The sequence below is a fragment of the Mesorhizobium sp. M0058 genome (assembly GCF_040323095.1).
Lineage (GTDB): Bacteria > Pseudomonadota > Alphaproteobacteria > Rhizobiales > Rhizobiaceae > Mesorhizobium.
Genome location: NZ_JAMYUQ010000009.1, coordinates 17259 through 38982, shown reverse-complemented (window position 1 = coordinate 38982; position 21724 = coordinate 17259). Strand labels below are relative to the sequence as shown.

General features: G+C 62.4%; 17 protein-coding genes and 1 pseudogene. 7 read left to right on the top strand and 11 right to left on the bottom strand.

Annotated elements, in window-relative coordinates; all coding sequences use genetic code 11:
- The first annotated feature begins 72 nt into the window (after positions 1-72).
- Together NKJ75_RS16745 and NKJ75_RS16740 are read left to right on the top strand one after the other, a co-directional pair.
- Positions 73-894, top strand: a complete 822-nt coding sequence (locus tag NKJ75_RS16745) for an SDR family oxidoreductase (RefSeq protein ID WP_023672784.1) — start codon at positions 73-75, stop codon at positions 892-894.
- A gap of 70 nt (positions 895-964) precedes the next feature.
- Complete coding sequence (locus NKJ75_RS16740; protein WP_023835255.1) at positions 965-1945, top strand: alpha/beta hydrolase; 981 nt, start codon at positions 965-967, stop codon at positions 1943-1945.
- Positions 1946-2039: 94 nt separating this feature from the next.
- Here NKJ75_RS16740 and NKJ75_RS16735 read toward each other — a convergent pair whose 3' ends face one another.
- Positions 2040-3476 (bottom strand): DEAD/DEAH box helicase, encoded by a 1437-nt coding sequence (locus NKJ75_RS16735; protein WP_023672782.1) that lies wholly within the window; start codon positions 3474-3476, stop codon positions 2040-2042.
- 407 nt (positions 3477-3883) lie between these two features.
- Here NKJ75_RS16735 and NKJ75_RS16730 point away from each other — a divergent pair, with 407 nt between their 5' ends.
- Both NKJ75_RS16730 and NKJ75_RS16725 read left to right on the top strand, forming a co-directional pair.
- Positions 3884-5416, top strand: coding sequence for an acyl-CoA carboxylase subunit beta (locus tag NKJ75_RS16730; protein WP_023734050.1), 1533 nt, complete (start codon positions 3884-3886; stop codon positions 5414-5416).
- A gap of 153 nt (positions 5417-5569) precedes the next feature.
- On the top strand, positions 5570-6493 hold the full coding sequence (locus NKJ75_RS16725) for a M48 family metallopeptidase (RefSeq protein WP_196814072.1): 924 nt from the start codon (positions 5570-5572) through the stop codon (positions 6491-6493).
- Between the two features lie 25 nt (positions 6494-6518).
- On the opposite strand, the gene NKJ75_RS16720 is transcribed toward NKJ75_RS16725, so the two are convergent.
- Together NKJ75_RS16720 and NKJ75_RS16715 are read right to left on the bottom strand one after the other, a co-directional pair.
- A complete protein-coding gene (locus NKJ75_RS16720) occupies positions 6519-8519 on the bottom strand; it encodes a hypothetical protein (protein ID WP_352499967.1) in 2001 nt (666 codons plus the stop codon).
- Entirely contained in the window at positions 8516-10069 is a 1554-nt protein-coding gene (locus NKJ75_RS16715; protein WP_023745021.1) for a bifunctional ADP-dependent NAD(P)H-hydrate dehydratase/NAD(P)H-hydrate epimerase, read from the bottom strand. The genes NKJ75_RS16720 and NKJ75_RS16715 overlap by 4 nt, the downstream gene beginning before the upstream one ends.
- 385 nt (positions 10070-10454) lie before the next feature.
- Here NKJ75_RS16715 and NKJ75_RS16710 point away from each other — a divergent pair, with 385 nt between their 5' ends.
- Positions 10455-10793, top strand: a complete 339-nt coding sequence (locus NKJ75_RS16710) for a P-II family nitrogen regulator (protein ID WP_006205430.1) — start codon at positions 10455-10457, stop codon at positions 10791-10793.
- 58 nt (positions 10794-10851) lie between these two features.
- Positions 10852-12261, top strand: coding sequence for a type I glutamate--ammonia ligase (glnA, locus tag NKJ75_RS16705; protein ID WP_023672775.1), 1410 nt, complete (start codon positions 10852-10854; stop codon positions 12259-12261).
- A gap of 138 nt (positions 12262-12399) precedes the next feature.
- Here glnA and NKJ75_RS16700 read toward each other — a convergent pair whose 3' ends face one another.
- The gene (locus NKJ75_RS16700; protein WP_023688423.1) at positions 12400-13440 is read right to left on the bottom strand and encodes a glutamine synthetase beta-grasp domain-containing protein; all 1041 of its coding nucleotides are present in this window, start codon (positions 13438-13440) and stop codon (positions 12400-12402) included.
- 316 nt (positions 13441-13756) lie between these two features.
- Here NKJ75_RS16700 and NKJ75_RS16695 point away from each other — a divergent pair, with 316 nt between their 5' ends.
- Complete coding sequence (locus NKJ75_RS16695) at positions 13757-13954, top strand: DUF2735 domain-containing protein (RefSeq protein ID WP_023688422.1); 198 nt, start codon at positions 13757-13759, stop codon at positions 13952-13954.
- Positions 13955-14047: 93 nt separating this feature from the next.
- Here NKJ75_RS16695 and NKJ75_RS16690 read toward each other — a convergent pair whose 3' ends face one another.
- From NKJ75_RS16690 to NKJ75_RS16660, 7 genes and pseudogenes are all read right to left on the bottom strand, one after another.
- A complete protein-coding gene (locus tag NKJ75_RS16690; RefSeq protein ID WP_023682590.1) occupies positions 14048-15934 on the bottom strand; it encodes an MFS transporter in 1887 nt (628 codons plus the stop codon).
- Between the two features lie 177 nt (positions 15935-16111).
- On the bottom strand, positions 16112-16903 hold the full coding sequence (locus NKJ75_RS16685; RefSeq protein WP_352499966.1) for an ATP12 family chaperone protein: 792 nt from the start codon (positions 16901-16903) through the stop codon (positions 16112-16114).
- Between the two features lie 11 nt (positions 16904-16914).
- Positions 16915-17772: pseudogene (locus NKJ75_RS16680) on the bottom strand (DMT family transporter).
- Between the two features lie 62 nt (positions 17773-17834).
- Complete coding sequence (locus tag NKJ75_RS16675) at positions 17835-18815, bottom strand: RluA family pseudouridine synthase (protein ID WP_023672769.1); 981 nt, start codon at positions 18813-18815, stop codon at positions 17835-17837.
- Between the two features lie 133 nt (positions 18816-18948).
- A complete protein-coding gene (gene crcB, locus NKJ75_RS16670; RefSeq protein WP_023726805.1) occupies positions 18949-19323 on the bottom strand; it encodes a fluoride efflux transporter CrcB in 375 nt (124 codons plus the stop codon).
- A gap of 53 nt (positions 19324-19376) precedes the next feature.
- A complete protein-coding gene (locus NKJ75_RS16665; protein ID WP_352499965.1) occupies positions 19377-20207 on the bottom strand; it encodes an aspartyl/asparaginyl beta-hydroxylase domain-containing protein in 831 nt (276 codons plus the stop codon).
- 182 nt (positions 20208-20389) lie between these two features.
- Positions 20390-21700, bottom strand: a complete 1311-nt coding sequence (locus NKJ75_RS16660; RefSeq protein ID WP_352499964.1) for a replication-associated recombination protein A — start codon at positions 21698-21700, stop codon at positions 20390-20392.
- Positions 21701-21724: the final 24 nt, after the last annotated feature.

Below are 21724 nucleotides of genomic sequence, written 5' to 3'. Positions count from 1 at the left end.
GTACGGAAAAGCGCTCTTTTCATTCGATTTTTTCACCGCTAGAGCACTAATGACAGATCGGCAGGGCGCAGAATGACACTTTACCGGGCCAACCCGAAGCACGGCGTCGCCTGGATAACCGGCGGCAGCAGCGGCATCGGCCGTGCGCTGGCAAAGGACCTCGCGGCAAAGGGCTTTGTCGTCGCGGTCACCGCACTCGACGGCGACCCACTCGACGCGCTCATCGTCGAGACGGCGCAGATGCCGGGACGTGTCGTGGCCTACCCTTGCGACGTCACCGATGAGCCGCGCATGGCAAGCACGGTGGCGGCGATTGAAAAGGAGCTCGGGCCGATCGTGCTCGCCGTCTTCAACGCCGGCAACTACATCGCCACGCCCGGCGAAGACCTCAGGGTCCGCGACTTTCGCCAGACCTTCGAGGTCAACTATTTCGGTATCATCAATGGCCTCGTCCCGCTCATGGAGCGCATGCGCATCCGTGCGCGCGGCCATATCGTGCTTGTCGGATCGGTCACAGCCTATTTCGGCTGGCCGACCACGGCGGCCTATGGCGGCTCGAAGGCGGCGATCAACATCCTGGCCGAGTCGCTGAAATACGATTTCGACAAGATGAATGTCCGGATCCAGGTGATGAATCCGGGCTTCATCGACACCCCGCTGACCGAAAAAAACATGCTGCCAATGCCGGGACTGATGCCGGTCAACCGCGCCTCGCGCCGCATGCTGCGCGGCATCGAGCATGGCGGCTTCGAGGTTACCTTCCCTCACCGGCTGAGCTGGGGGCTGAAGCTGCTGGCACTGCTGCCAAGGCCAGTCTGCCGGTGGTTCATCAGCACGGCGACCCGCTGGACAGGGCGGCCGCTGAATTTCGACCGCAAGCCGCCGAACGAATAGCTGTCCACAGCCCGGCTGTTGCCTGACTGCACCGGCCGCCATAGGCTTTAGAATTGTTGTGGTGTCTGAGATGGGGCGACGGATCGTGCTTGCGGTGCTGGGCGTCGTCATCATCCTTGTCCTGGCCCTCCTGCTTGGTCCGCGCGTTCCCGTCGACACAACAATCAGCTTCGACCCCAAGGTGATCGGCGACGATCCGCAAGCGTATATCGCGCGTGAAGAGGCTACCGTTCCCAACGTCCGCGACGCGCTCGAGAAAGAAATCATCTGGGCCGATCCGATGGTTCACGCCAGGACGGCATTGGCGATCGTCTATATCCATGGCTTTTCGGCATCGAAGGGCGAGGTTCGCCCGCTGGCCGACGAGGTCGCCGACCAACTCGACGCCAACCTTTTCTACACCCGCCTCACCGGTCATGGTCAGGACGGCGCTGCTATGGCGCAAGGCAGCGTCAATGCCTGGATCAACGACTATGAGGAGGCGCTCGCCATCGGCCGGGCCATCGGCGACAAGGTGATCGTCATCGGCACCTCGACCGGTGGATCGCTGGCGGCATGGGCGGCGACTGAGCCTGGCGCATCGGACGGCGTCGCTGCAATCGCATTCATCTCGCCGAATTTCGGCGTCAGGGCTGCAGGCGCCGAGCTGCTGACCATGCCCTGGGGCAGGCAGATCGCCGAGTTCGTCGGCGGCAAGGAGCGCAGCTTTACGACCCGCAACGCGCTGCACGAGAAACTCTGGACGCACACCTATCCAATGGCGGCCGTGCTACCGATGGCGGCGCTGACCAACCTTGCCTACGCAGCGCCTGTGGAGAAGGCAACCATACCGGCGCTGTTCATCTTCTCGGATTCCGACAAGGTGGTGCGCCAGGATCGCACCCGCGAAATCGCCGGCCGCTGGGGCGCACCGCATGAACTGGTGCCCGTCGACGACAATGGCGATCCCGACAACCACGTCATTGCCGGCGACGCGCTGTCGCCCTCGACCACGGCATTCCTGGCGCAGCGGATCGTCGTGTGGGTTCAGGCAACTACCGGGCAGCCCTAAACGAAAAAGGACGGCCGAAGCATTGCCCCGGCCGTCCTCATATTCAATCGTCAGCAATCAAGCCAGGCTCGACGAGCCTGACCGGTTCGTCTGATCAGGCAGCCCGCGCCGCGGGCCGCTTGCCGCCGAAGCGGCGCTTGTTGTTGCCCTTGAAGGCCTTGGCGCCTTCCGGCTTGCGCTCGCTTGCACCCGCAAAGGCCGGCTTGTCACCAAAACGCTTCTTGGCGAAGCCGTTGTTCTGGCCACCGGGCCGCCTGCCGTCGCGACGGCCATTGCGGTCGTTGCGATCATTGGCGGGCTCGAAGCGCTCGTTCTTTTCGGCCGGATTGCGCACCGGATCCGGGCTGCCGAGATGGTCGGCAACGATCGGCAGCTTGCTGCGGATGATGCGCTCGACCTGACGCAGCTTGCTGTTTTCGGAAGGATCGCAAAGCGTGATGGCGATGCCGTCCATGCCGTTACGGCCGGTACGGCCGATGCGGTGGACATAGCTTTCGGCCTCATCCGGCAGGTCGAAATTCACCACATGGCTGATGCCGGGAACGTCAATGCCGCGCGCCGCGATGTCGGTCGCCACAAGAATGCGCACCGAGCCCTCGCGGAAATCGTTGAGCGCCTTCTGGCGGGCGTTCTGCGACTTGTTGCCGTGGATGACGGCGGCCTTGAAGCCGTCGCGTTCGAGGTCCTTGGTCACCCGGTCGGCGCCATGTTTGGTGCGCGAAAAGATGATGACGGACTTCATCGCTTCGTCGGCGAGCATCGTCGACAGCACCTGGCGCTTCTGCTTGGTGCGGGCAAAGACAACGCCCTGCACGATTTCGGCAGCAGCGGTGCTCTGCGGCGCGACTTCGACGCGGATCGGGTTCTTCAACAGGCCCTTCGCCAGTTCGGCGATTTCATTGGGCATGGTGGCCGAGAACAGCACCGTCTGACGGTCGGGCGCGGTCGCCTTGGCGATCCGCTTGACGTCGTTGATGAAGCCCATGTCGAGCATGCGGTCGCCCTCGTCGAGCACCAGCCATTTGGTGTCGGAAAGGATGAGGTCGCCCTCGCGCACCAGGTCGGTCAGGCGGCCGGGCGTGGCGATCAGGATGTCGACGCCGGGCGCAACCTTCTTCACCTGGCTGAAGCGCGAGACGCCGCCAAGCACGAGAGCGGTTGAGACATGCGCGCCCTTGGCGAGGATCTTGATGGTGTCCTCGATCTGGACGGCGAGTTCGCGCGTCGGCGCCAGGATCAGCGCACGGGTGGTCTTGGCCCGGCGCTTGGTGCCGAGCGCGATGATCTTCGACAGGATCGGCAGCGCGAAGGCCGCGGTCTTGCCGGAGCCGGTCTGGGCGATGCCGAAGATATCACGGCCTTCCATCTGCGGCGGGATCGCCTGCGTCTGGATCGGCTTCGGCTCGGTGAAGCCGGCGCCATGCGTCGCCTTGAGCAGCGCGCCGGTGATCCCAAGAGCTGCGAAACCGGTAAGGTCCGCAGTGGTGCCGGTCGAGATTGCGTTACCGGCTGAGGTGTTTTCGTTGGTCAAAATAGTCTTCTTTCACGCGGTCTTGGCCGCAAACATCGATGGCGGCAGGGCGCAACCTGCCGTCGAAAAATTTGATATGAAACGACAAGGCGGGCGGACGGTAACGTCCACTCGGCTGCGCTGTCGTGCCCGCAGGCGTCATGCCACGGGGCTCTTTCGCCACTTCGTGATGTATCGGAAAGAGAGGCCGATATACCGGAAAGAGGGAAAACAGACGCAACCAGTCTCATTTGTCGAGAAGGCCGGAATCTCCGGCCCAAGCGCCTATGGGCTGCATATGGCTGAGTTCGCTCCGGAATGCAAGGGGCCACATGTTGCAGCGCAATAATCGAGGCCGAAAGCGGCGCTTGCACACGCCTGCAGGCATCATTACCACAAATGCAGCTGCCATTTCTGGAGACCGAGCGATGAAGGACGTGCTGAAGGAACTCGAGCGCCGCCGCGAGATCGCCCGCATGGGTGGCGGCCAGGCCCGCATCGACGCCCAGCACAAGAAGGGCAAGCTGACGGCGCGCGAACGTATCGAGGTCTTTCTCGACGAAGGCTCGTTCGAGGAGTTCGACATGTATGTCGAGCATCGCTCGACCGACTTCGGCATGGAGAAAACCAAGATCGCCGGCGATGGTGTCGTCACCGGCTGGGGCACCGTCAATGGCCGTCCGGTCTATCTCTTCGCCAAGGACTTTACCGTCTTCGGCGGCTCGCTGTCGGAGGCGCACGCCGAAAAGGTCATCAAGGTGCAGGAGATGGCGCTGCGTAATCGCGCGCCGATCATCGGCATCTACGACGCCGGCGGCGCCCGCATCCAGGAAGGCGTGGCGGCGCTAGGCGGCTATGCCGAGATCTTTCAGCGCAACGTGCTCGCATCCGGCGTCATTCCTCAGATTTCCGTGATCATGGGCCCGTGCGCCGGCGGCGACGTCTATTCGCCTGCGATGACCGACTTCATCTTCATGGTGCGCGACACCTCTTACATGTTCGTCACCGGGCCGGATGTGGTCAAAACGGTCACCAACGAGACGGTGACGGCCGAGAGCCTTGGCGGCGCGTCCGTCCACACGACGAAATCCTCGATCGCCGATGGCGCCTACGACAATGACGTCGAGGCGCTGTTGCAGATGCGCCGGCTGGTAGACCTTTTGCCCGCGTCAAATACGTCGGAGCTTCCTGAGATCGAGTGCTACCAGTCGGTCACCGACCATGATCTGTCGCTCGACCGGCTGATCCCAGACAACGCCAACAAGCCTTACGACATCAAGGAGCTGATCCTCAAAGTTGCCGATGAAGGCGATTTCTTCGAGATCCAGCAGAACTTTGCCAAGAACATCGTCACCGGTTTCGGCCGCGTCGAAGGCCGCACCGTCGGCTTCGTCGCCAACCAGCCGATGGTGCTGGCCGGCGTGCTCGATTCCGACGCAAGCCGCAAGGCGGCGCGCTTCGTGCGCTTCTGCGACTGTTTTTCCATTCCCATCGTCACCTTCGTCGACGTCCCCGGCTTCCTGCCCGGCACCGCGCAGGAATATGGCGGCCTGATCAAGCATGGCGCGAAACTCCTGTTTGCCTACGCCGAGGCGACCGTGCCGAAAATCACGGTCATCACCCGCAAAGCCTATGGCGGCGCCTATGACGTGATGGCCTCAAAACATCTGCGCGGCGATATGAACTATGCCTGGCCGACGGCGCAGATCGCGGTGATGGGGGCGAGAGGCGCGGTCGAGATCATCTACCGCAAGGATATTGGCGACGCCGAAAAGATCGCAGCTCACACAAAGGCTTACGAGGACCGTTTCCTGTCGCCCTTCGTCGCCGCCGAACGCGGCTATGTCGACGAGGTGATCATGCCGCATTCGACCCGCCGCCGCATTGCCCGGGCACTGCGCATGCTGCGCAACAAGGACATGCAGAACCCTTGGAAGAAGCACGACAACATCCCGTTGTAACATCCAATGTCGCGACTGATCATCAGCGCCGGTCGGCGGTTTGGCAGGTTCACGGTCCTGTTTTTCGTTGTTCCCGCTCTCATCATCTTCTGCGTCTGGATGTCCCTGCTCGACAACCATCCAATCTGGTTTATCGCCAGCGGCTTCGTCGTCATGCCGATCGCCACCACGGCCTTGGCATTTCTGTTCGGCACATTGTTTGCGGGCTTCCGACGCAGCAAGATCAAAGGCGTCAGTGAAGCAGAAGCGCCCGGCCTGTGGGCGCTGTGGCGGAGCGTCGCCGGACCGCGCCGTGCTGCGCGCACGGTTGTCATACTAGAGGGCAACCTGAACGCCAGCGTGCGCGAAGAGCGCACGCTTCTCGGCCTTCTCGGCAATCGGCTGTTTCTAACCATTGGCATCCCTCTCCTCGCAGTGACCGATGAAAGAGCGCTTGCCGCGATCCTTGCCCATGAGGACGCGCATGTGCGCAACAAGGATACCAATGGCAGCCTCAATCTCGCTGAGTTCGAAAACGGTTTCGGATTTGTCTTCGAGTATGCCCCGCCCGGAACCACGATCACAGGCAGCCTGCTCCACGCCGCTATCGGCTGGCTGTCGCAATCGTTCGAGCGGGAAGAAATCCGGCTTTCGCGCGAAGCGGAGATCAAGGCAGATCGACACGCGGCATCCTCCGGCGACGCCGAGCACGCCGCACGCGCGCTGTTGCTTCTTGCCACGGCAGACGTGCATTTCACGGAGACGGTCTATGACCCTTTGCAGCATGAATTGCGAGGTGCTTTGCGTCCGCCGCGACCGCCGCTCGAGCGCATGCTGGAAGCTGCCGGCCAGCTGCGAGAACCCATTTGCCTCGATGTTTGCGCCCGCAAGGCGTGGGCAAGCCCGGATGACGCAAAGTCCACCCATCCATCATGGGCTCAACGGCTGGCGGCGCTTGGATATACGGAGCCGCCCGACCTGGACCCGATCGCCGTGACCGCGCTCTCGACGCTGCTGAACTCGAGCGTAGCACAGCGCCACATTTCGGAATTCGACACCAAATGGACTGCGCGGATGGAAGACTATCTCCAGCGCTGAACTGGTGGTCGCCCAACTCGCAGGCTCACTCCTCTTCCGCCGCCCCGAACCCCGCATTCCTGGGGGCGCTGGTCGCGCTCGCCCAGGGCGTCGCGTGATTGTCGATGCGCATCTGGAAGATGAAATAGGTCGGCGAGCAGTAGCCGATGCCTTTCACCTTGGCAGCACCCGGCGTGTCCGGCGGCAGCGACTGGCACATATAGTCCTCGCGGCAGAAATGATCAGCCGAGCAGGCTGGACGGTTGCCGCGGTTGACCGCGCCGCCGAGGCACTGGTCGAAATTGTTGGTGGCGACGCAGGTGTCGAATTTCTTGCCGCCGACCATGCCGCAAATTTCCGATGGCATCGGCTTGCCCGTCTTGAATGCGGCGAAGCTGCGGTCCTTGTCGTCGCAGGCGCGATAAGCGATGCCTGCCGGTACGCCGATTTTCGGTGGCCGGCAGGTGTAGGCGGTCCGCGAAAAGGTCGGCGCAAAACCCGCGAACTGGCCGGTGATCTTGTAGCGGTCGTTGAACGGCTGAGACGGGTTGCTGGCGATCGACCCGGTCAGGCAGGGATGGCCCGAAAACATCTTTGGACTGTCCGTGGGCAACAGACATTGCGCCAACGCGGTATGCACGCCTGAAGCCGTCGCGAGCGGCGTGCAGACGGTGCCGCCACCGCATTGCCAGGTCGCGCCGAAGCGTTTTGCATCATCCGGCATCAGGCACGGCATCGCCATCTCGGCCGGGGCGTAGTCGACATCGCCGGCATCGGTCCATGTCGCTGGCGGCGCGAAGGACAGCGGCCGGTAGCGGTTCGGCTCCTTGCCTTCTTCCGTCGCGCGCAGCCAGGCCTCACGTCGCGGAATCTCGGCATGGAGATGCGGCGAGATGCCGACCTCGATCCGGTTGAGAGGCGACGTCGTTTTGTCGTCGAGGCCGATGAAGTGAAAGCCGGCCGTCGAGCCCGCCTGGTGGCAGCCCTGGCAGGCGCCATTGTCCAGCCGCTCGACCAGCGCCTCCGGTGTCCGCACCAGCTTTAGCGCCGCATAGTCCAAGCCGGCGAAATCCGCTGGCTGGAACAGCGGCGTGAACGGATGGTTGGCCCGTCTCGCGCTGCCGAAGGTCGACCACGAGATGATTTTCTTCGCCAGGAATTCGTCGGGGATTTCGTAGACGCCGAGATCGACGGCCGCGACATTGGCGCTGACGTAGTCGGCGAGCCTTTTCTTGAGTGCAGCATTGTCCGAGAGCCGCGCAACGTCAGGCGAATTCTCCAGCGGCTTCTCGCTGATGGCAGCGCCATCGATGCCGAAGATCCGCATCAGATAGGCCGCCTGCCCGCCGAACTCGGTCTCCTGGCCCGAGGGAAAGCGCACCACTTGCGCGTTGAGTTCGAGCTGTTTGAAAGTCAGTTCCTCCGGTGCCAGCGGCCCGCCGACCAGCCAGCCGGCATCGACGTTTTCGTCGATCTGCGGTGTCCAGCGCCCGGCAACGCCGACGCAGCCGCCATCGGCATCCGGCGCCACGCTGTAGACGGCGTTGAAATTGAATGGCAGCCGCGATGCCAGAACCTTGCCGTTCTTGCGGAAACTGTAGGCCAGGCGATAGACAAAGCGCACCTCGCCACAGCTCTTGTCACCTTGCAGCGCGGTGAAGTCACGCCGGTCCAGCCGGTTGACGACGCCGACCAGGCGGAAGCGCGCGGCCTCGGTCTTCAGCCAGCGCATATCCATGATGCGGCCGACATTGCCGTCGGTCACCTCGTAGAGCGTGCGCCCGCCGGCCTTTATCTCGGCCCGCAGCGTGGCAATATCGGTCGCCACCATGTCGACAACAGCACGATAGGCCGGCACCTCACTGTAGAGCGTCTTCAGATCGTCCGCGCCGTCGACGGCGAAAATGCCGGCGAAGCCAAACCCCTTGGCATCGAGGGCGGCGAGCACCGCCGGATCGTCGACGATGGTCACCGGCTGCTCAGCGCGCACGCCATGCGAGGCGAACAGCGCGATGATGGCTGCAATGGCGAGCGCGAAACGCTTCATCCGATCGGCACCTTCTGCCGTGCCTCGACAAGTTCACGCAGCACCGGCACCAGCGCCAGCGGCAGATCCTCGGCGATCAGACCCGGTCCGAAGCGGCTGCCGGCCTCGGCATGGATCCAGACCGCTGCGCAGGCGGCCTCGAATGCCTGCATGCCCTGCGCCAGCAGCGCGGCGACAATGCCCGCCAGCACGTCGCCGGAACCGGCGGTGGCGAGCCATGGTGCACCATTGGCGTTGATCACCGCGCGGCCGTCCGGCGCCGCGATGACGGTGTCGGCGCCCTTGTAGACCATGATGGCGTTGGCTCGTTCAGCGGCTGCGCGCGCCTTGGCGAGTTTCGACTGCTTCTTGTCCTTCGCGATGTCGGGAAAAAGTCTGGCGAATTCGCCTTCATGCGGCGTCAGCACCAATACCGGCGCCAACGGGAGCAGCGCGGCGTCGAACAGGGCCTGAGGCTGATGCGCCAATGACGTGATGGCGTCAGCATCCAAGACAATGGCAGGGCGCTGAATTCCGAATGAACTCGTCGACGTGCGGTTTAGGTCAGCGACCGTCGCGATCAATTGCAACGCGAAATCCCCCACTTTGGGTTTCGGCCCGAGCCCTGGTCCGAACACAAGTACTTCGGGGTGCCTCGCCGACAAAAATTCCTGCACTTCCTCCATCGAACCGGCCTCGCGCAGCATGATCGATGTCAGATGCGCGGCGTTTACCTGCATGGCATTTTCAGGCGAGAGCACGGTCACCGCCCCTGCCCCGGCTCTGGCTGCAGCCATCGCCGACAGCCGCGCCGCACCTGTCGCGCTCGGCCCGCCGGAAAAGACGCTGACGTGGCCGCGCTTATACTTATGTGTATCGACCGCCGTTTTCGGAAAACTGTATAGCCAGAAGTCAGGCGTGTTCTCGAACGTCTTGATCTTGAACTCATCGACGATCGCATCCGGAATGCCGATATCGGCGACGATGATCTCGCCGCAGAGGCTGCGCCCCGGCATCAGCAGATGGCCGGGCTTTTTCCGCACGAACGTCACCGTCACGTCGGCCTTGAAATAAGCGTTGCTCAAGCCGGTCTCGCCCGACACGCCAGAAGGCAGGTCGATTGACACCACAGGCACGCGCTCCGCCGCGGCCAATCCTGAGACGGCAGAGGCATGCAGGGATATCTTCTTCGACAATCCCGCACCATAGAGCGCGTCCACGACGACTTCACCCGGTTCCGGGTAGCAGTGTCCGATGTGCTCGACCGGCAGATTGCAGGCCTCGGAAGCTCGCGCCGCATCACTCCCGGGCTTCTGCTTGCCTTCGGCCCAGAGCGCCACATTCACACCAGCCTCGGCCAGCAACCGCGCTACAACATAGCCGTCGCCACCATTGTTGCCGGGGCCGCACAGCACGTGCACGCGGCTTGCTGCGGGATAGCGTGCCAGGACCACAGCAGCGACCGCTTCGCCGGCGCGCTGCATCAGGCCATAGCCGTCGAGCGGACCGGCCGCGATCGCCAGCCGGTCGGCCTCGCCCATCTCGGCCGGCGACAGGACTTCATTGCTCATGGATTGCCGATCCCGCATTTCGTTCAAGGCCGACCCCTTTGTCCCTATCGAGCATTGTCCAGTTTCGGATTCGAAGCAAACGGCCAGGTGCTGCGTTGGCGTGCGGCCAATCCTTTCGCAGACTGGTGCCACGGATCCGCGCGGGCCTGCAAAATGCGCAATCTGCCTAATTATCGTGCAGACGCCCGAAGCGGCAATGTGTAGGCTTCGGGCAGCTTTGCCGCAGCCGAAGCAGAGGATGACGCGAATGTGCATCCCGGCGCGGCGCGGCATTGGAATTGCGCGAAACCGCTTCGCGTGGGCTGAAATTGGCACGGTTCGTGCTTGATGGAGGCGCAAGCGGGGCGCACAACCCGTTTTTTTGGCAGTGGAGGCCACTTTTTACATGAAAAAGATCGAAGCGATCATCAAGCCGTTCAAGCTAGACGAAGTGAAGGAAGCGCTTCAGGAGGCCGGTCTGCAAGGCATTACCGTGACCGAGGCCAAGGGCTTTGGCCGCCAGAAAGGCCATACCGAACTCTATCGCGGCGCCGAATATGTCGTCGACTTCCTGCCCAAGGTGAAGATCGAAGTCGTGCTGGGCGACGACGCCGTCGAAGGCGCCATCGAAGCCATCCGCAAGGCGGCGCAGACCGGCCGCATCGGCGACGGCAAGATCTTCGTCTCCAACATCGAGGAGGTCGTTCGCATCCGCACCGGCGAAACGGGGATGGACGCCGTCTGAGCTTTCTGATTTCAGATTAACGTCTCCTCGAAACGTCATCACACAGGGAAGAAACGACATGACGACAGCCAAAGACATCATGAAGCAGATCAAGGACAACGACGTGAAATTCGTCGACCTGCGCTTCACCGATCCGAAGGGCAAGCTGCAGCACGTGACGATGGATGTCATCGAGGTCGAGGAAGACATGTTCGCCGACGGCGTCATGTTCGACGGCTCCTCGATCGCCGGCTGGAAGGCGATCAACGAGTCCGACATGGTGCTGATGCCCGATGCGGACACCGTCCACATGGATCCGTTCTTCGCCCAGTCGACCATGGTCATCCTGTGCGACATTCTCGATCCGGTCTCCGGCGAATCCTACAACCGCGATCCGCGCGGCACTGCCAAGAAGGCCGAGGCCTACATGAAGGCCGAAGGCATCGGCGACACCATCTATGTCGGCCCCGAAGCCGAGTTCTTCGTCTTCGACGACGTCAAGTACAAGGCCGATCCCTACAACACCGGGTTCAAGCTGGACTCGACCGAACTTCCGTCCAATGACGACACCGACTACGAGACCGGCAATCTCGGCCACCGCCCGCGCGTCAAGGGCGGCTACTTCCCTGTGCCGCCGATCGACAGCGCGCAGGACATGCGCTCCGAAATGCTGACCGTGCTCGCCGAAATGGGCGTGCGCGTCGAAAAACACCATCACGAGGTTGCCGCTGCCCAGCACGAGCTCGGCATCAAGTTCGACACGCTGGTCCGCAACGCCGACAAGATGCTGATCTACAAATATGTCGTGCACCAGGTCGCCAACGCCTATGGCAAGACGGCCACCTTCATGCCGAAGCCGATTTTCGGCGACAACGGCTCGGGCATGCACGTCCACCAGTCGATCTGGAAGAACGGCAAGCCGACCTTCGCCGGCAATGAATATGCCGGCCTGTCGGAGTCGTGCCTGTTCTACATCGGCGGCATCATCAAGCACGCCAAGGCCATCAACGCCTTCACCAACCCGCTGACCAACTCCTACAAGCGCCTTGTGCCTGGCTATGAAGCCCCGGTGCTGCTCGCCTACTCCGCGCGCAACCGTTCGGCCTCCTGCCGCATTCCGTTCGGCTCGTCGCCGAAAGCCAAGCGCGTCGAGGTCCGCTTCCCCGATCCGGGCGCGAACCCCTACCTCGCTTTCGCCGCCATGCTGATGGCCGGCCTCGACGGCATCAAGAACAAGATCCACCCGGGACAGCCGATGGACAAGGATCTTTACGATCTGCCGCCGAAGGAACTGAAGAAGATTCCGACCGTCTGCGGTTCGCTGCGCGAAGCGCTGCAAAGCTTGGACAAGGACCGCGGCTTCCTGAAAGCCGGCGGCGTCTTCGACGACGACCAGATCGACAGCTATATCGAGCTCAAGATGGCCGAAGTGATGCGCTTCGAAATGACCCCGCATCCGGTCGAATACGACATGTACTATTCGGTCTGAACGATAAGCCTCAGCGACAAGGAAAAACCCCGGTCGTCAGTTCAGACGCCGGGGTTTTTGTTTGACCAATAGCAGACCGTAGACGTGGTAGCAGCAGGCTACGGCGCAGGCTTACGAAGCCTGCGCCGCTATAGATGCTTAGGCAGCCGCCGAAACCTGCGCGCTGGTCGAAACCTCCGCGATGGTCTTCAGGATCTGCGAAGCGATCTGGTAGGGGTCGCCTTGCGAGTTCGGACGGCGGTCTTCCAGGTAACCCTTGTAGTCATTGTTGACGAAGGAATGCGGCACGCGGATCGAGGCGCCTCGGTCGGCGATGCCGTAGCTGAAGCGGTTCCACGGAGCGGTCTCATGCTTGCCGGTCAGGCGCTTGTCGTTGTCCGGGCCGTAGACGGCGATGTGGTCCATCAGGTTCTTGTCGAATTGAGCCATCAGCGCTTCAAAATAGGCCTTGCCGCCGACTTCGCGCATATAGGCGGTCGAGAAGTTGGCGTGCATGCCCGAGCCGTTCCAGTCGGTGTCGCCGAGCGGCTTGCAGTGATACTCGATGTCGATCTCGTACTTTTCGGTCAGGCGCTGCAAGAGATAGCGGGCCATCCACATCTGGTCGGCGGCCTTCTTGGAGCCTTTGCCGAAAATCTGGAATTCCCACTGGCCCTTGGCCACTTCGGCGTTGATGCCTTCATGGTTGATGCCTGCTGCGAGGCAAAGGTCGAGATGCTCCTCGACGATCTGGCGCGCGATCGGGCCGACATTCGAATAGCCGACGCCGGTGTAGTACGGGCCCTGCGGCGCCGGATAGCCGCTCTCGGGGAAGCCGAGCGGACGGCCGTCCTTGTAGAAGAAATACTCCTGCTCGAAGCCGAACCAGGCGCCTTCGTCGTCGAGGATGGTGGCGCGCTTGTTGGACACATGCGGCGTCACGCCATCTGGCATCATCACTTCGCACATCACCAGCACGCCATTGCTGCGGGCCGGATCCGGGAACACGGCGACCGGCTTCAGCACGCAGTCGGAGCTGTGGCCTTCGGCCTGCTGCGTCGAAGAACCGTCGAAGCCCCACAGCGGCAGCTGCTCGAGCGTCGGGAACTCGGCGAACTCCTTGACCTGGGTCTTGCCGCGAAGATTGGGGACCGGGGTGTAACCATCGAGCCAGATATACTCGAGCTTGTATTTCGTCATTCTAGAGCCTCTCGTTGCTTGATCACCGAACCTGGATGACGCCGGCGCGCCGAGCCATCCAGCAGCCCAGCTGCCGGTCGATAAAATGCAAATCGTGTGCCACTTCAGTTGGTCAGGGTGCGGCAAAAATGCCCTTTCATCCCGCCGGTGATGGCAAGCCGCCTAAGCAATGCGCCCGGATCAATCAAAGGCAGAATTTGCTTAAATAACAGGCAAATGCAGATCTTTCTTTAGGCATCTTGCCTAAAAGGATTGCAGGACCTACCTTGATGGAAAGATGAATCGAAGAGCCTCTCCAGAAGAAAGGAGACCGACCATGGAAATCACCTCAGCCCGTCCGTCGGCCAAAATCCTGATATTCCCGGCGGCATCGCGTGTAACTGCCTCAAATTTAGGCGTAAAGGCCAAGTTTGCGGCAGAGCTTGCTTCGCTGCGCGATCACCCGCTTGCCCATGGCGAGGCCTGGTATCATGAGGCCGCCATTGCGGAGGCCGAACAGCCTCGCAAGAGCTAGGCGTCTTCCGCGCTGATAGATCGAACAGGCCCACAAATCAAAAACCCGGCGCGATCGCTCGCGCCGGGTTTGTGTTTGATACAGAGCCGTCGGCTACTGCTTGGTATGCAGGTCGGTGCCGAGCGTATCCCTGACGAAGATCATGCCGATGATCAGCGTCACCGCCGCGATCACCACCGGATACCAAAGGCCGTAATAGATATCGCCCTTGTAGGCGCTGAACGCGAACACGATCGCGGGCAGCAGGCCGCCGAACCAGCCATTGCCGATGTGATAGGGCAGTGACATGCCGCTGTAGCGGATGCGTGTCGGGAACATCTCGACCAGGATCGCCGCGATCGGCCCGTAGACCATGGTCACGTAGAGGACCAGGATGAACAGGATGCCGATGACCTTGGCCCAGTTGACCTGTGCGGGGTCGGCAAACATCGCGAAGGCGCCCGCTGCCGGAACGCTGTAGACGGTCACCTCGGTGGCGCCCGCGGCTTCGTCCTTGGTCAGCACCTTGTCCTTGATCGCCTGTTCGGTCGGGACTGCGGTCTTTTCGCCGGCGCGGATGGCTGCCGCGTCGAGCTTCAGTTCAGGATTGGCCGCGACAAAGGCGTCGAGCTTCTGGTCGGCAACCTTGGCGGCAGCACGCTTCAGCGGATAACCGCCACCCTGAAGCGCGAGGTTGATACCCTTCTTGAAGGCAGCGTCGCTGGCAGCCTTCTTGTCGCCTGCGGCCTTGGCATCATAAGACGCCACGGTTTCGCTGCCGATCATGACACTCGCCGGGGTCCCCGCCGCCGCCGTCGAGACGATGTCGTAAGGCACCGAGTTCTTGGCAAGGAAATCGGTCGCGATATCGCACGAACTGACCGGTACGCGCGTGCCGGTCGGATTGAACTGGAAGTTGCAGTCTCCCGGAGCCGCCGTCACCGTGGCGCGCGTGTTCTGCTGTGCGGTGGCGAGCGCCGGATTGGCGGCCCAGGTCAACGCCTTGAACAGCGGGAAGGTGGTGACGACCGCCAGCGCAAGGCCGGCCATGATGATCGGCTTGCGGCCGATCTTGTCGGACAGCCAGCCGAAGAAGACGAAGAAGCCCGTGCCGAGTGCCAGCGCAATGGCGATCATGATGTTCACCGACTGCGCGTCGACCTTGAGCACATTGGCCAGGAAGAACAGTGCGTAGAACTGACCATTGTACCAGACCACGGCCTGACCGGCGGTGAGGCCGAACAGCGCCAGGATGGCGATCTTGGCGTTTTTCCATTGGCCGAAGGCTTCCGACAGCGGCGCCTTGGAACTCTTGCCCTCCTCCTTCATGCGCAGGAAGGTCGGCGATTCCGAAAGCGACAGCCGGATCCAGACCGAAATGCCGAGCAGGATAGCCGAGACCAGGAACGGAATGCGCCATCCCCAGGCGTTGAAGGCGTCCTTGCTTACCGAATTCTGCACTAGCAGGATGACAATCAGCGACAGGAAAAGGCCGAGCGTCGCCGTCGTCTGGATCCATGACGTGTAGAAGCCGCGACGGTCATCCGGCGCATGTTCCGCGACATAGGTCGCGGCGCCGCCGTACTCACCGCCAAGCGCCAGGCCCTGCAGCATGCGCAGCGCGATCAACAGGATCGGCGCCAGAATGCCCAGTGTCTCTGAACCCGGAAGCAGGCCGACAAGGAAAGTCGACAGACCCATGATCATGATGGTGACAAGGAATGTGTATTTGCGGCCGACGAGATCGCCGATGCGGCCGAACACCAGCGCGCCGAACGGGCGCACGATGAAGCCGGCGGCGAAGACCAGCAGCGTGAAGATGTAGCGGGTGCTTTCGGGAAACGAGTTGAAGAAGGTCAAGCCGATCGCGCCGGCCAACGCTCCGTAGAGATAGAAATCATACCATTCGAAAACCGCGCCCAGCGAGGAGGCGAAGATGACCTTCTTCTCCTCTCGTGTCATGCCGCGGCTGGCTCCGCCGGCGGTCGATGCCAATGCCATTGAACTGTCCTCCCGTGAATCGTCTGCCTTCGACGCTGGGCGTCATCGTCGGCGTTCCCTCCGAACGCGACTCGAACCAGCCATCAGCGTAAAAAATGACAGAAAGCGACCGCCGGAGGCAGACAGACCTTGGATTTATGACTTTGGTATTAGGTGCAGTGCGGCAAAGGCCGAGGATCAGGTCTTCAGCGCATCGAGCAGGCCGACGGCCGCCATCATGTCGCGTTTGCGGGCCGAGCGGCGTGCGACAGCCTCGGCATCCTGGCCCCAATGCTCGATCTGCCAGTCCTCGTCGACATGGCCGGCGGCCCAAGCCGCATCGCCATCGAGCGCACCGTAATCGACCGCCAGCGCCAGCAGCGCCGACCCGGTCAGCGAAGTCATGACATGGATTGCGGCCAGCCGCAGCGGCTCGGCACGCTGGGCAAGATGAGCGCCGAGCACTGCGATGCTCTCGCGCGGCTGTTCGACATGGATGATGCCCTCGGCGAGGTTGAACCGAGCCCCTAATGTCACCCTCGCCCAGTCGATCACCGGATCCCAATGCTGGTTCTGCCGCTCGACCAGCCCCTGCGGCGCGTCGGCGCGGTAGCAGGTCAGATCGGACGAGGCAAAGCGCAAGACGTCCTCCAGCACCGCCTGCGGGTCGCTGGCGATGCCGTCGATGGCGGTGTTGACCAGACGCAACACCGGCATCGTGACCGGGTCGATGGTCTCGCCCTGTGCAGCGAACTCATTGGCGACCAGGGCGGCGGCCTTCTCGGTCGGCAGCGCCAGCAGCGCCTTGCCCGGCGTGCGCACCGGCTTGCCGTCGAGATGGACGGCAAAACCGTCTTCCACAGCTGCGACCGACACGTCCTTGTAGAAGCGCTTCGGCAGGTGCGTCTTCATCTGGATCTGCGCGCGGCGCACCGGATCCGGATCGGACAGATGCTTTCCCGCTTCGAGGTCGTTGAGGATGTCACGCATGGTCGAACTTTCTATCCAGGTACCTGCTTGCGCGCCGGCCGGTTGACGATGATCAGGCCGACAGCGATCAGCCCAAGCGCCACAAAGATCCTGGTCGTCGGCGCCTCGCCCAGAATGATAGCGCCGCAGAGGACGCCGAACACCGGCGACAGGAAGGCGAAGCTCGACAGGCCCGATGCCGGATAGCGCCTGAACAGCCAGAACCACAGCACATAGGTGAAGGCAACTATATAGAGCGACTGGAACAGCAGCGCCAATGTCGGCAAGGCACTGACCGCGCGGATCGGCGGGCCGGCGAAAGGCAGAACCAGGACACCGACAATGGCCGCACCGGCCAGCTGATAAAGCAGCAATTTCTCGGCACTGGTCTCGACCAGTTTCGAACGCTTGATGACGACACTGGTCGCCGCCCACAGGATACCGGAGCCGAGGCTGAGCAGATCGCCCATCAAGGTCACGTCGGTGCCGCCGGCAATCCCGTCGGAAAACACCGCCACCAGGCCGCAGAAGGCGAGAACGAGCCCGCCAAGCTTGCGCGCGTTGATACGCTCACCGAGCAGGAAATGGCCGCCGATCAGGACCCAGAACGGCATGGTGTTGACCAGCAGCGTGTTGCGGGCAACGGTCGTGTATTCCAGCCCGATATAGAGGCACAGGAACTCGACGCCGAACAGCACGCCGACGATGAAGCCGGCGACAAGCGACCCGTCGGCCTTAAACAGCTTGATGCCGCGCAGCCAGCACCAGCCGAGCACACAGAGCCCGCCGATGATCGAACGAGCGATCGAGACGTAACGCGGATCGAAGCCGGCATATTAGATCTTGGCGGCGACGTAGTTCAGCCCCCAGGAAAAGGTCAACCCGACCATGATGGAAGCAGCCGCCAGATCGACCGCATCGCGGCGATCCAATACCGAGGCGACGGCCAATGTCAGTCCTCCGCGCTGGCGTCGTCGAAGCCGATCAGGTTCCAGCTCTGGCGCATATGCGGCGGCATCGGCGCGGTGACGTCGATGACGCCCTTGTCCGGGTGCGGAATGACGATGCGGCGCGCATGCAGATGCAGGCGGTTCTGAATGCCGCCCGGAAAGTCCCAGTTGGTGTCGGCCTCGAAATATTTGGGGTCGCCAAGGATCGGGCAGCCGATATAGGCGGCATGAACGCGCAGCTGGTGGGTGCGGCCAGTGTACGGCTCCATTTCCAGCCAGGTCATCGTCTGGGCCGCCTGCTCGATGATGCGATAGTAGGACACGGCGTGGTCGGCGCCCTTTTCGCCATGGGCTGCCACGCGCACGCGGTCGCCGTCCTCGGTCGGCTCCTTGATCAGCCAGGTCGAGATCTTGTCCTCACGCTTGGGCGGGACGCCCTTGACCAGCGCCCAATAGGTCTTCTTGGTCTCGCGCGCCCGGAATGACTCGGAAAGCTTCATCGCCGCAAGCCTGGTGCGGGCAACCACCAGCACGCCCGAGGTGTCGCGGTCGAGCCGGTGCACCAGGCGCGGCTTCTCGCCCTTCTGGCTGCGCCAGGCCTCCAGCATGTCGTCGACATTGCGGGTGACGCCCGAGCCGCCTTGCACCGCCAGGCCCGCCGGCTTGTTGAAGACGAAGACTTTTGGATCTTCGTGGATCAGCATCTTGGCCAGCACATCCGCGTCGCCCTGGTTGCGGATCGAGTAGCCCGTAAGCGCACTCTCGCCCTTCTTGTCGACCTCCAGCGGCGGCACACGCACCACCTGGCCGGGCTCGACACGGCTGTCGGCCTTGACCCGGCCGCCATCGACGCGGATCTGGCCCGAGCGCAGCAACTTCTGCAGATGGCCAAAGCCGAGGCCGGGGAAATGGGTCTTGAACCAGCGATCGAGCCGCATGCCCGCCTCGCCGGCCTCCACCGTGATCTGTTCTACGCCTGCCATGATTTTCGCTTTATCCGTTTCTAACGCGTGACCCCGAAAATCTACTCCGGCTTTCGGAAAGGATCATGCGCAAGATCAAAGTTTCTGCAGCGCGTCCAGGAGGATGCGCCGTGCTCTAGGCCGGGCAATAACACTATGAAACGGTTCTTGCGAGCCAAAGTCCCAGAAACAGGGCGATAATGGCGCCAACGACGCTGGCAAGCGCATATCCCAACGCCGGCAGCGTCGCTCCGCGCTCCCACAGGGTCGCGAAATCGAGCGAAAAGGCGGAGAAGGTGGTGAAGCCGCCAAGGATGCCCGTGGCGACGAACAGCCGGAGCTCATTGGAACCGCCGCGCCGCATCAGCGCGGCGACGAACAGCCCCATAACAAAGGAGCCGAGGATGTTGATCGCCATTGTCCCCCAGGGGTAGTTGGGGCCGACGAGGCGCAAGGCGCCGATGTTGGTCAGGTGGCGGATGCCGGCGCCGATGCCGCCGCCGACCACAACAAGAAGCAGATTGAACATGCCCGTTTACTGCCCGGCCAAGGCAGTGCGGTCAATCCCTTCAGGCTAACGCCTCAGGTCGTCTCGACCTTCTTTGCCTTGCTCGAGCCGATCATCTTCCAGTTCTTGTAGAACATGGAATTGATGCGCTCGACGGTGACCGAAACGATGGCGAGAAGTCCGGCGATGAAGCCGGGGAACGGCGACGGGCGGATTATGTCCATGAACACGCAGTAGCGGCGTCCGTCATACTCGTTGACCGAGCGGTGCAGCAGCGTGTCGTCGAAAATATAGAGCGGGTTGTCGTGCCAGTAATTCCTGGCGCCGTTGCATTCGACGAAAACCTCTGCCTTCACCGGCAAGAGATTGTAGAGGATTCGCAGGCTGAGCCGGAGCGGTCCGAAATGCCAGGAAGTCGATTCCTTGCCTCTGAAGACAGACACGGCAATGGTCTTGATGTATTTGAAATCCTTGTTGAATTCCGCGACATTGTCGATCCGGTGCTTGCCGTACCACTGATAGACATACATGCCGCGACGACCGGTGCCGAAATTGGCGTCGATATCGGCGATGATCTCGTCCTTGCGCGCCTTGAAGACGTCAAGAACATCGTTGACCTCGCGCTGATAATCGGCGGGAAAGTGCTCCAGCTTCCACACGCCCGGGTTCCTGTAGCAAACGAGGTCCACCAGCAGATTGAAGGGCGACAGCAGCCAGGTGAAGATGCCATTGCCGAGGAAATAGCCGCGCAACAGCGACAGATCCTTGTTGGCGTTGCGCAGCACATCGATCAGGCCGCAGACGATCCAGATCGTGGTCAGGATCGGAATGAAATAGAAGCCGAGCGCGAGCAGCGGGACAGCAATCACAGCCTGGCGAAGCGTTTTGCGAAGGGATTTTGTCATTTCTGTTCGCGCCGCGCGCTGTCCCCGTTCCGAATTATCGCCCGTCCTGGCAGCCTCCCGGCCGAGTCATGCGACGTGATAGGGCTTTTTGTCATGCGGTACAATCACACTGCTGTGACTGGCGGGGACAGAATTTCAGTTCATCGCGGGCAGGCCGAGTTCGTCCCGTTTGTCCCGCGCACCTATTTTTCCCGCTCGCTGCGCAGCTTTGCCCAATAGTCCAGCCGTTTCTTGATATCGCGCTCGAAGCCGCGTTCGGGCGGATCATAAAAGGTCTGCCGGCCCATCTTTTCGGGGAAATAGTCCTGGCCGGAAAAAGCATCGGGCTGGTCGTGATCGTAGCGGTAGCCGGCGCCGTAATCCTCCTCTTTCATCAGCTTGGTCGGCGCGTTGAGGATGTGCTTGGGCGGCAGCAGCGAACCGAACTCCTTCGCCGCCCGCGTGGCTGCCTTGAAGGCGGTATAGACGGCGTTGGATTTGGGCGCGGTGGCGAGATAGACGGTGGCCTCGGCGAAGGCCAGTTCGCCTTCGGGCGAGCCGAGATAGTCGTAGGCGTCCTTGGCGGCGTTGGCGATAACCAGCGCCTGCGGGTCGGCCAGCCCGATATCCTCCATCGCCATGCGCACCAGCCGGCGGCCGAGATAGAGCGAATCCTCGCCGGCGTCGAACATGCGGGCAAGATAATAAAGCGCCGCGTCCGGATCGGACCCGCGCACCGATTTGTGCAGCGCCGAGATCAGATTGTAGTGACCGTCCTGGCCCTTGTCATAGATCGGCGCGCGGCGCTGCACGATGCGCTGCAACCCTTCGGGATCAAAAACCTCGCCGGGTTTGGCGGCGCGCCAGACTTCCTCGGCCAGCGTCAGCGAGGCCCGGCCGTCGCCATCGCTCATGCGGATGAGCATCGCCCGCGCCTCGTCGTCGAGCGGCAGCGCCCTGCCCTCCGTCTCCTCCGCGCGCGTCATCAGCTTGGCAATGCTGTCCTCGCCCAGCGAGTGAAACACCAGCACCCGCGCTCGCGACAGAAGCGCGGCGTTCAGCTCGAACGATGGATTTTCGGTGGTGGCGCCGACCAGAACAACTGTTCCATCCTCCATGACCGGGAGGAAAGAGTCCTGCTGGGCACGGTTGAAGCGATGGATCTCGTCGACGAACAGCAGCGTCTGCCGGCCATTGGTTCGCCGCAGCTTCGCTGCCTCGAACACTTTCTTCAGGTCCGCGACGCCGGAAAACACCGCCGATATCTGCTCGAACGCAAGACTGGTCTCGCCGGCCAGCAGCCGCGCCACGGTGGTCTTGCCGGTGCCGGGTGGCCCCCAGAAAATCATCGAGCCGAGCGAACCGGAGTTGATGAGCCGCGTCAGTGCGCCGTCGGGGCCGGTCAGATGCTCCTGGCCGACGACCTCGCCAAGGTTTTTCGGGCGCAGCCGATCGGCCAAAGGCCGGCCGGGCGGCGCTCTTTCCGGTTCATCGACGCTGAACAGATCGGCCATCTAGGTCTTCTGGTTGGAGCACGA

What these genes read in the sequence shown, in the direction of transcription:
- NKJ75_RS16745 (WP_023672784.1), top strand. Translation starts at nt 73, where the DNA reads ATGACACTTTACCGGGCCAACCCGAAGCACGGCGTCGCCTGGATAACC.
- NKJ75_RS16740 (WP_023835255.1), top strand. Translation starts at nt 965, where the DNA reads ATGGGGCGACGGATCGTGCTTGCGGTGCTGGGCGTCGTCATCATCCTT.
- NKJ75_RS16730 (WP_023734050.1), top strand. Translation starts at nt 3,884, where the DNA reads ATGAAGGACGTGCTGAAGGAACTCGAGCGCCGCCGCGAGATCGCCCGC.
- NKJ75_RS16725 (WP_196814072.1), top strand. Translation starts at nt 5,570, where the DNA reads ATGCCGATCGCCACCACGGCCTTGGCATTTCTGTTCGGCACATTGTTT.
- NKJ75_RS16720 (WP_352499967.1), bottom strand. Translation starts at nt 8,519, where the DNA reads ATGAAGCGTTTCGCGCTCGCCATTGCAGCCATCATCGCGCTGTTCGCC.
- NKJ75_RS16715 (WP_023745021.1), bottom strand. Translation starts at nt 10,069, where the DNA reads ATGAGCAATGAAGTCCTGTCGCCGGCCGAGATGGGCGAGGCCGACCGG.
- NKJ75_RS16710 (WP_006205430.1), top strand. Translation starts at nt 10,455, where the DNA reads ATGAAAAAGATCGAAGCGATCATCAAGCCGTTCAAGCTAGACGAAGTG.
- glnA (WP_023672775.1), top strand. Translation starts at nt 10,852, where the DNA reads ATGACGACAGCCAAAGACATCATGAAGCAGATCAAGGACAACGACGTG.
- NKJ75_RS16700 (WP_023688423.1), bottom strand. Translation starts at nt 13,440, where the DNA reads ATGACGAAATACAAGCTCGAGTATATCTGGCTCGATGGTTACACCCCG.
- NKJ75_RS16695 (WP_023688422.1), top strand. Translation starts at nt 13,757, where the DNA reads ATGGAAATCACCTCAGCCCGTCCGTCGGCCAAAATCCTGATATTCCCG.
- NKJ75_RS16690 (WP_023682590.1), bottom strand. Translation starts at nt 15,934, where the DNA reads ATGGCATTGGCATCGACCGCCGGCGGAGCCAGCCGCGGCATGACACGA.
- NKJ75_RS16685 (WP_352499966.1), bottom strand. Translation starts at nt 16,903, where the DNA reads ATGCGTGACATCCTCAACGACCTCGAAGCGGGAAAGCATCTGTCCGAT.
- NKJ75_RS16675 (WP_023672769.1), bottom strand. Translation starts at nt 18,815, where the DNA reads ATGGCAGGCGTAGAACAGATCACGGTGGAGGCCGGCGAGGCGGGCATG.
- crcB (WP_023726805.1), bottom strand. Translation starts at nt 19,323, where the DNA reads ATGTTCAATCTGCTTCTTGTTGTGGTCGGCGGCGGCATCGGCGCCGGC.
- NKJ75_RS16665 (WP_352499965.1), bottom strand. Translation starts at nt 20,207, where the DNA reads ATGACAAAATCCCTTCGCAAAACGCTTCGCCAGGCTGTGATTGCTGTC.
- NKJ75_RS16660 (WP_352499964.1), bottom strand. Translation starts at nt 21,700, where the DNA reads ATGGCCGATCTGTTCAGCGTCGATGAACCGGAAAGAGCGCCGCCCGGC.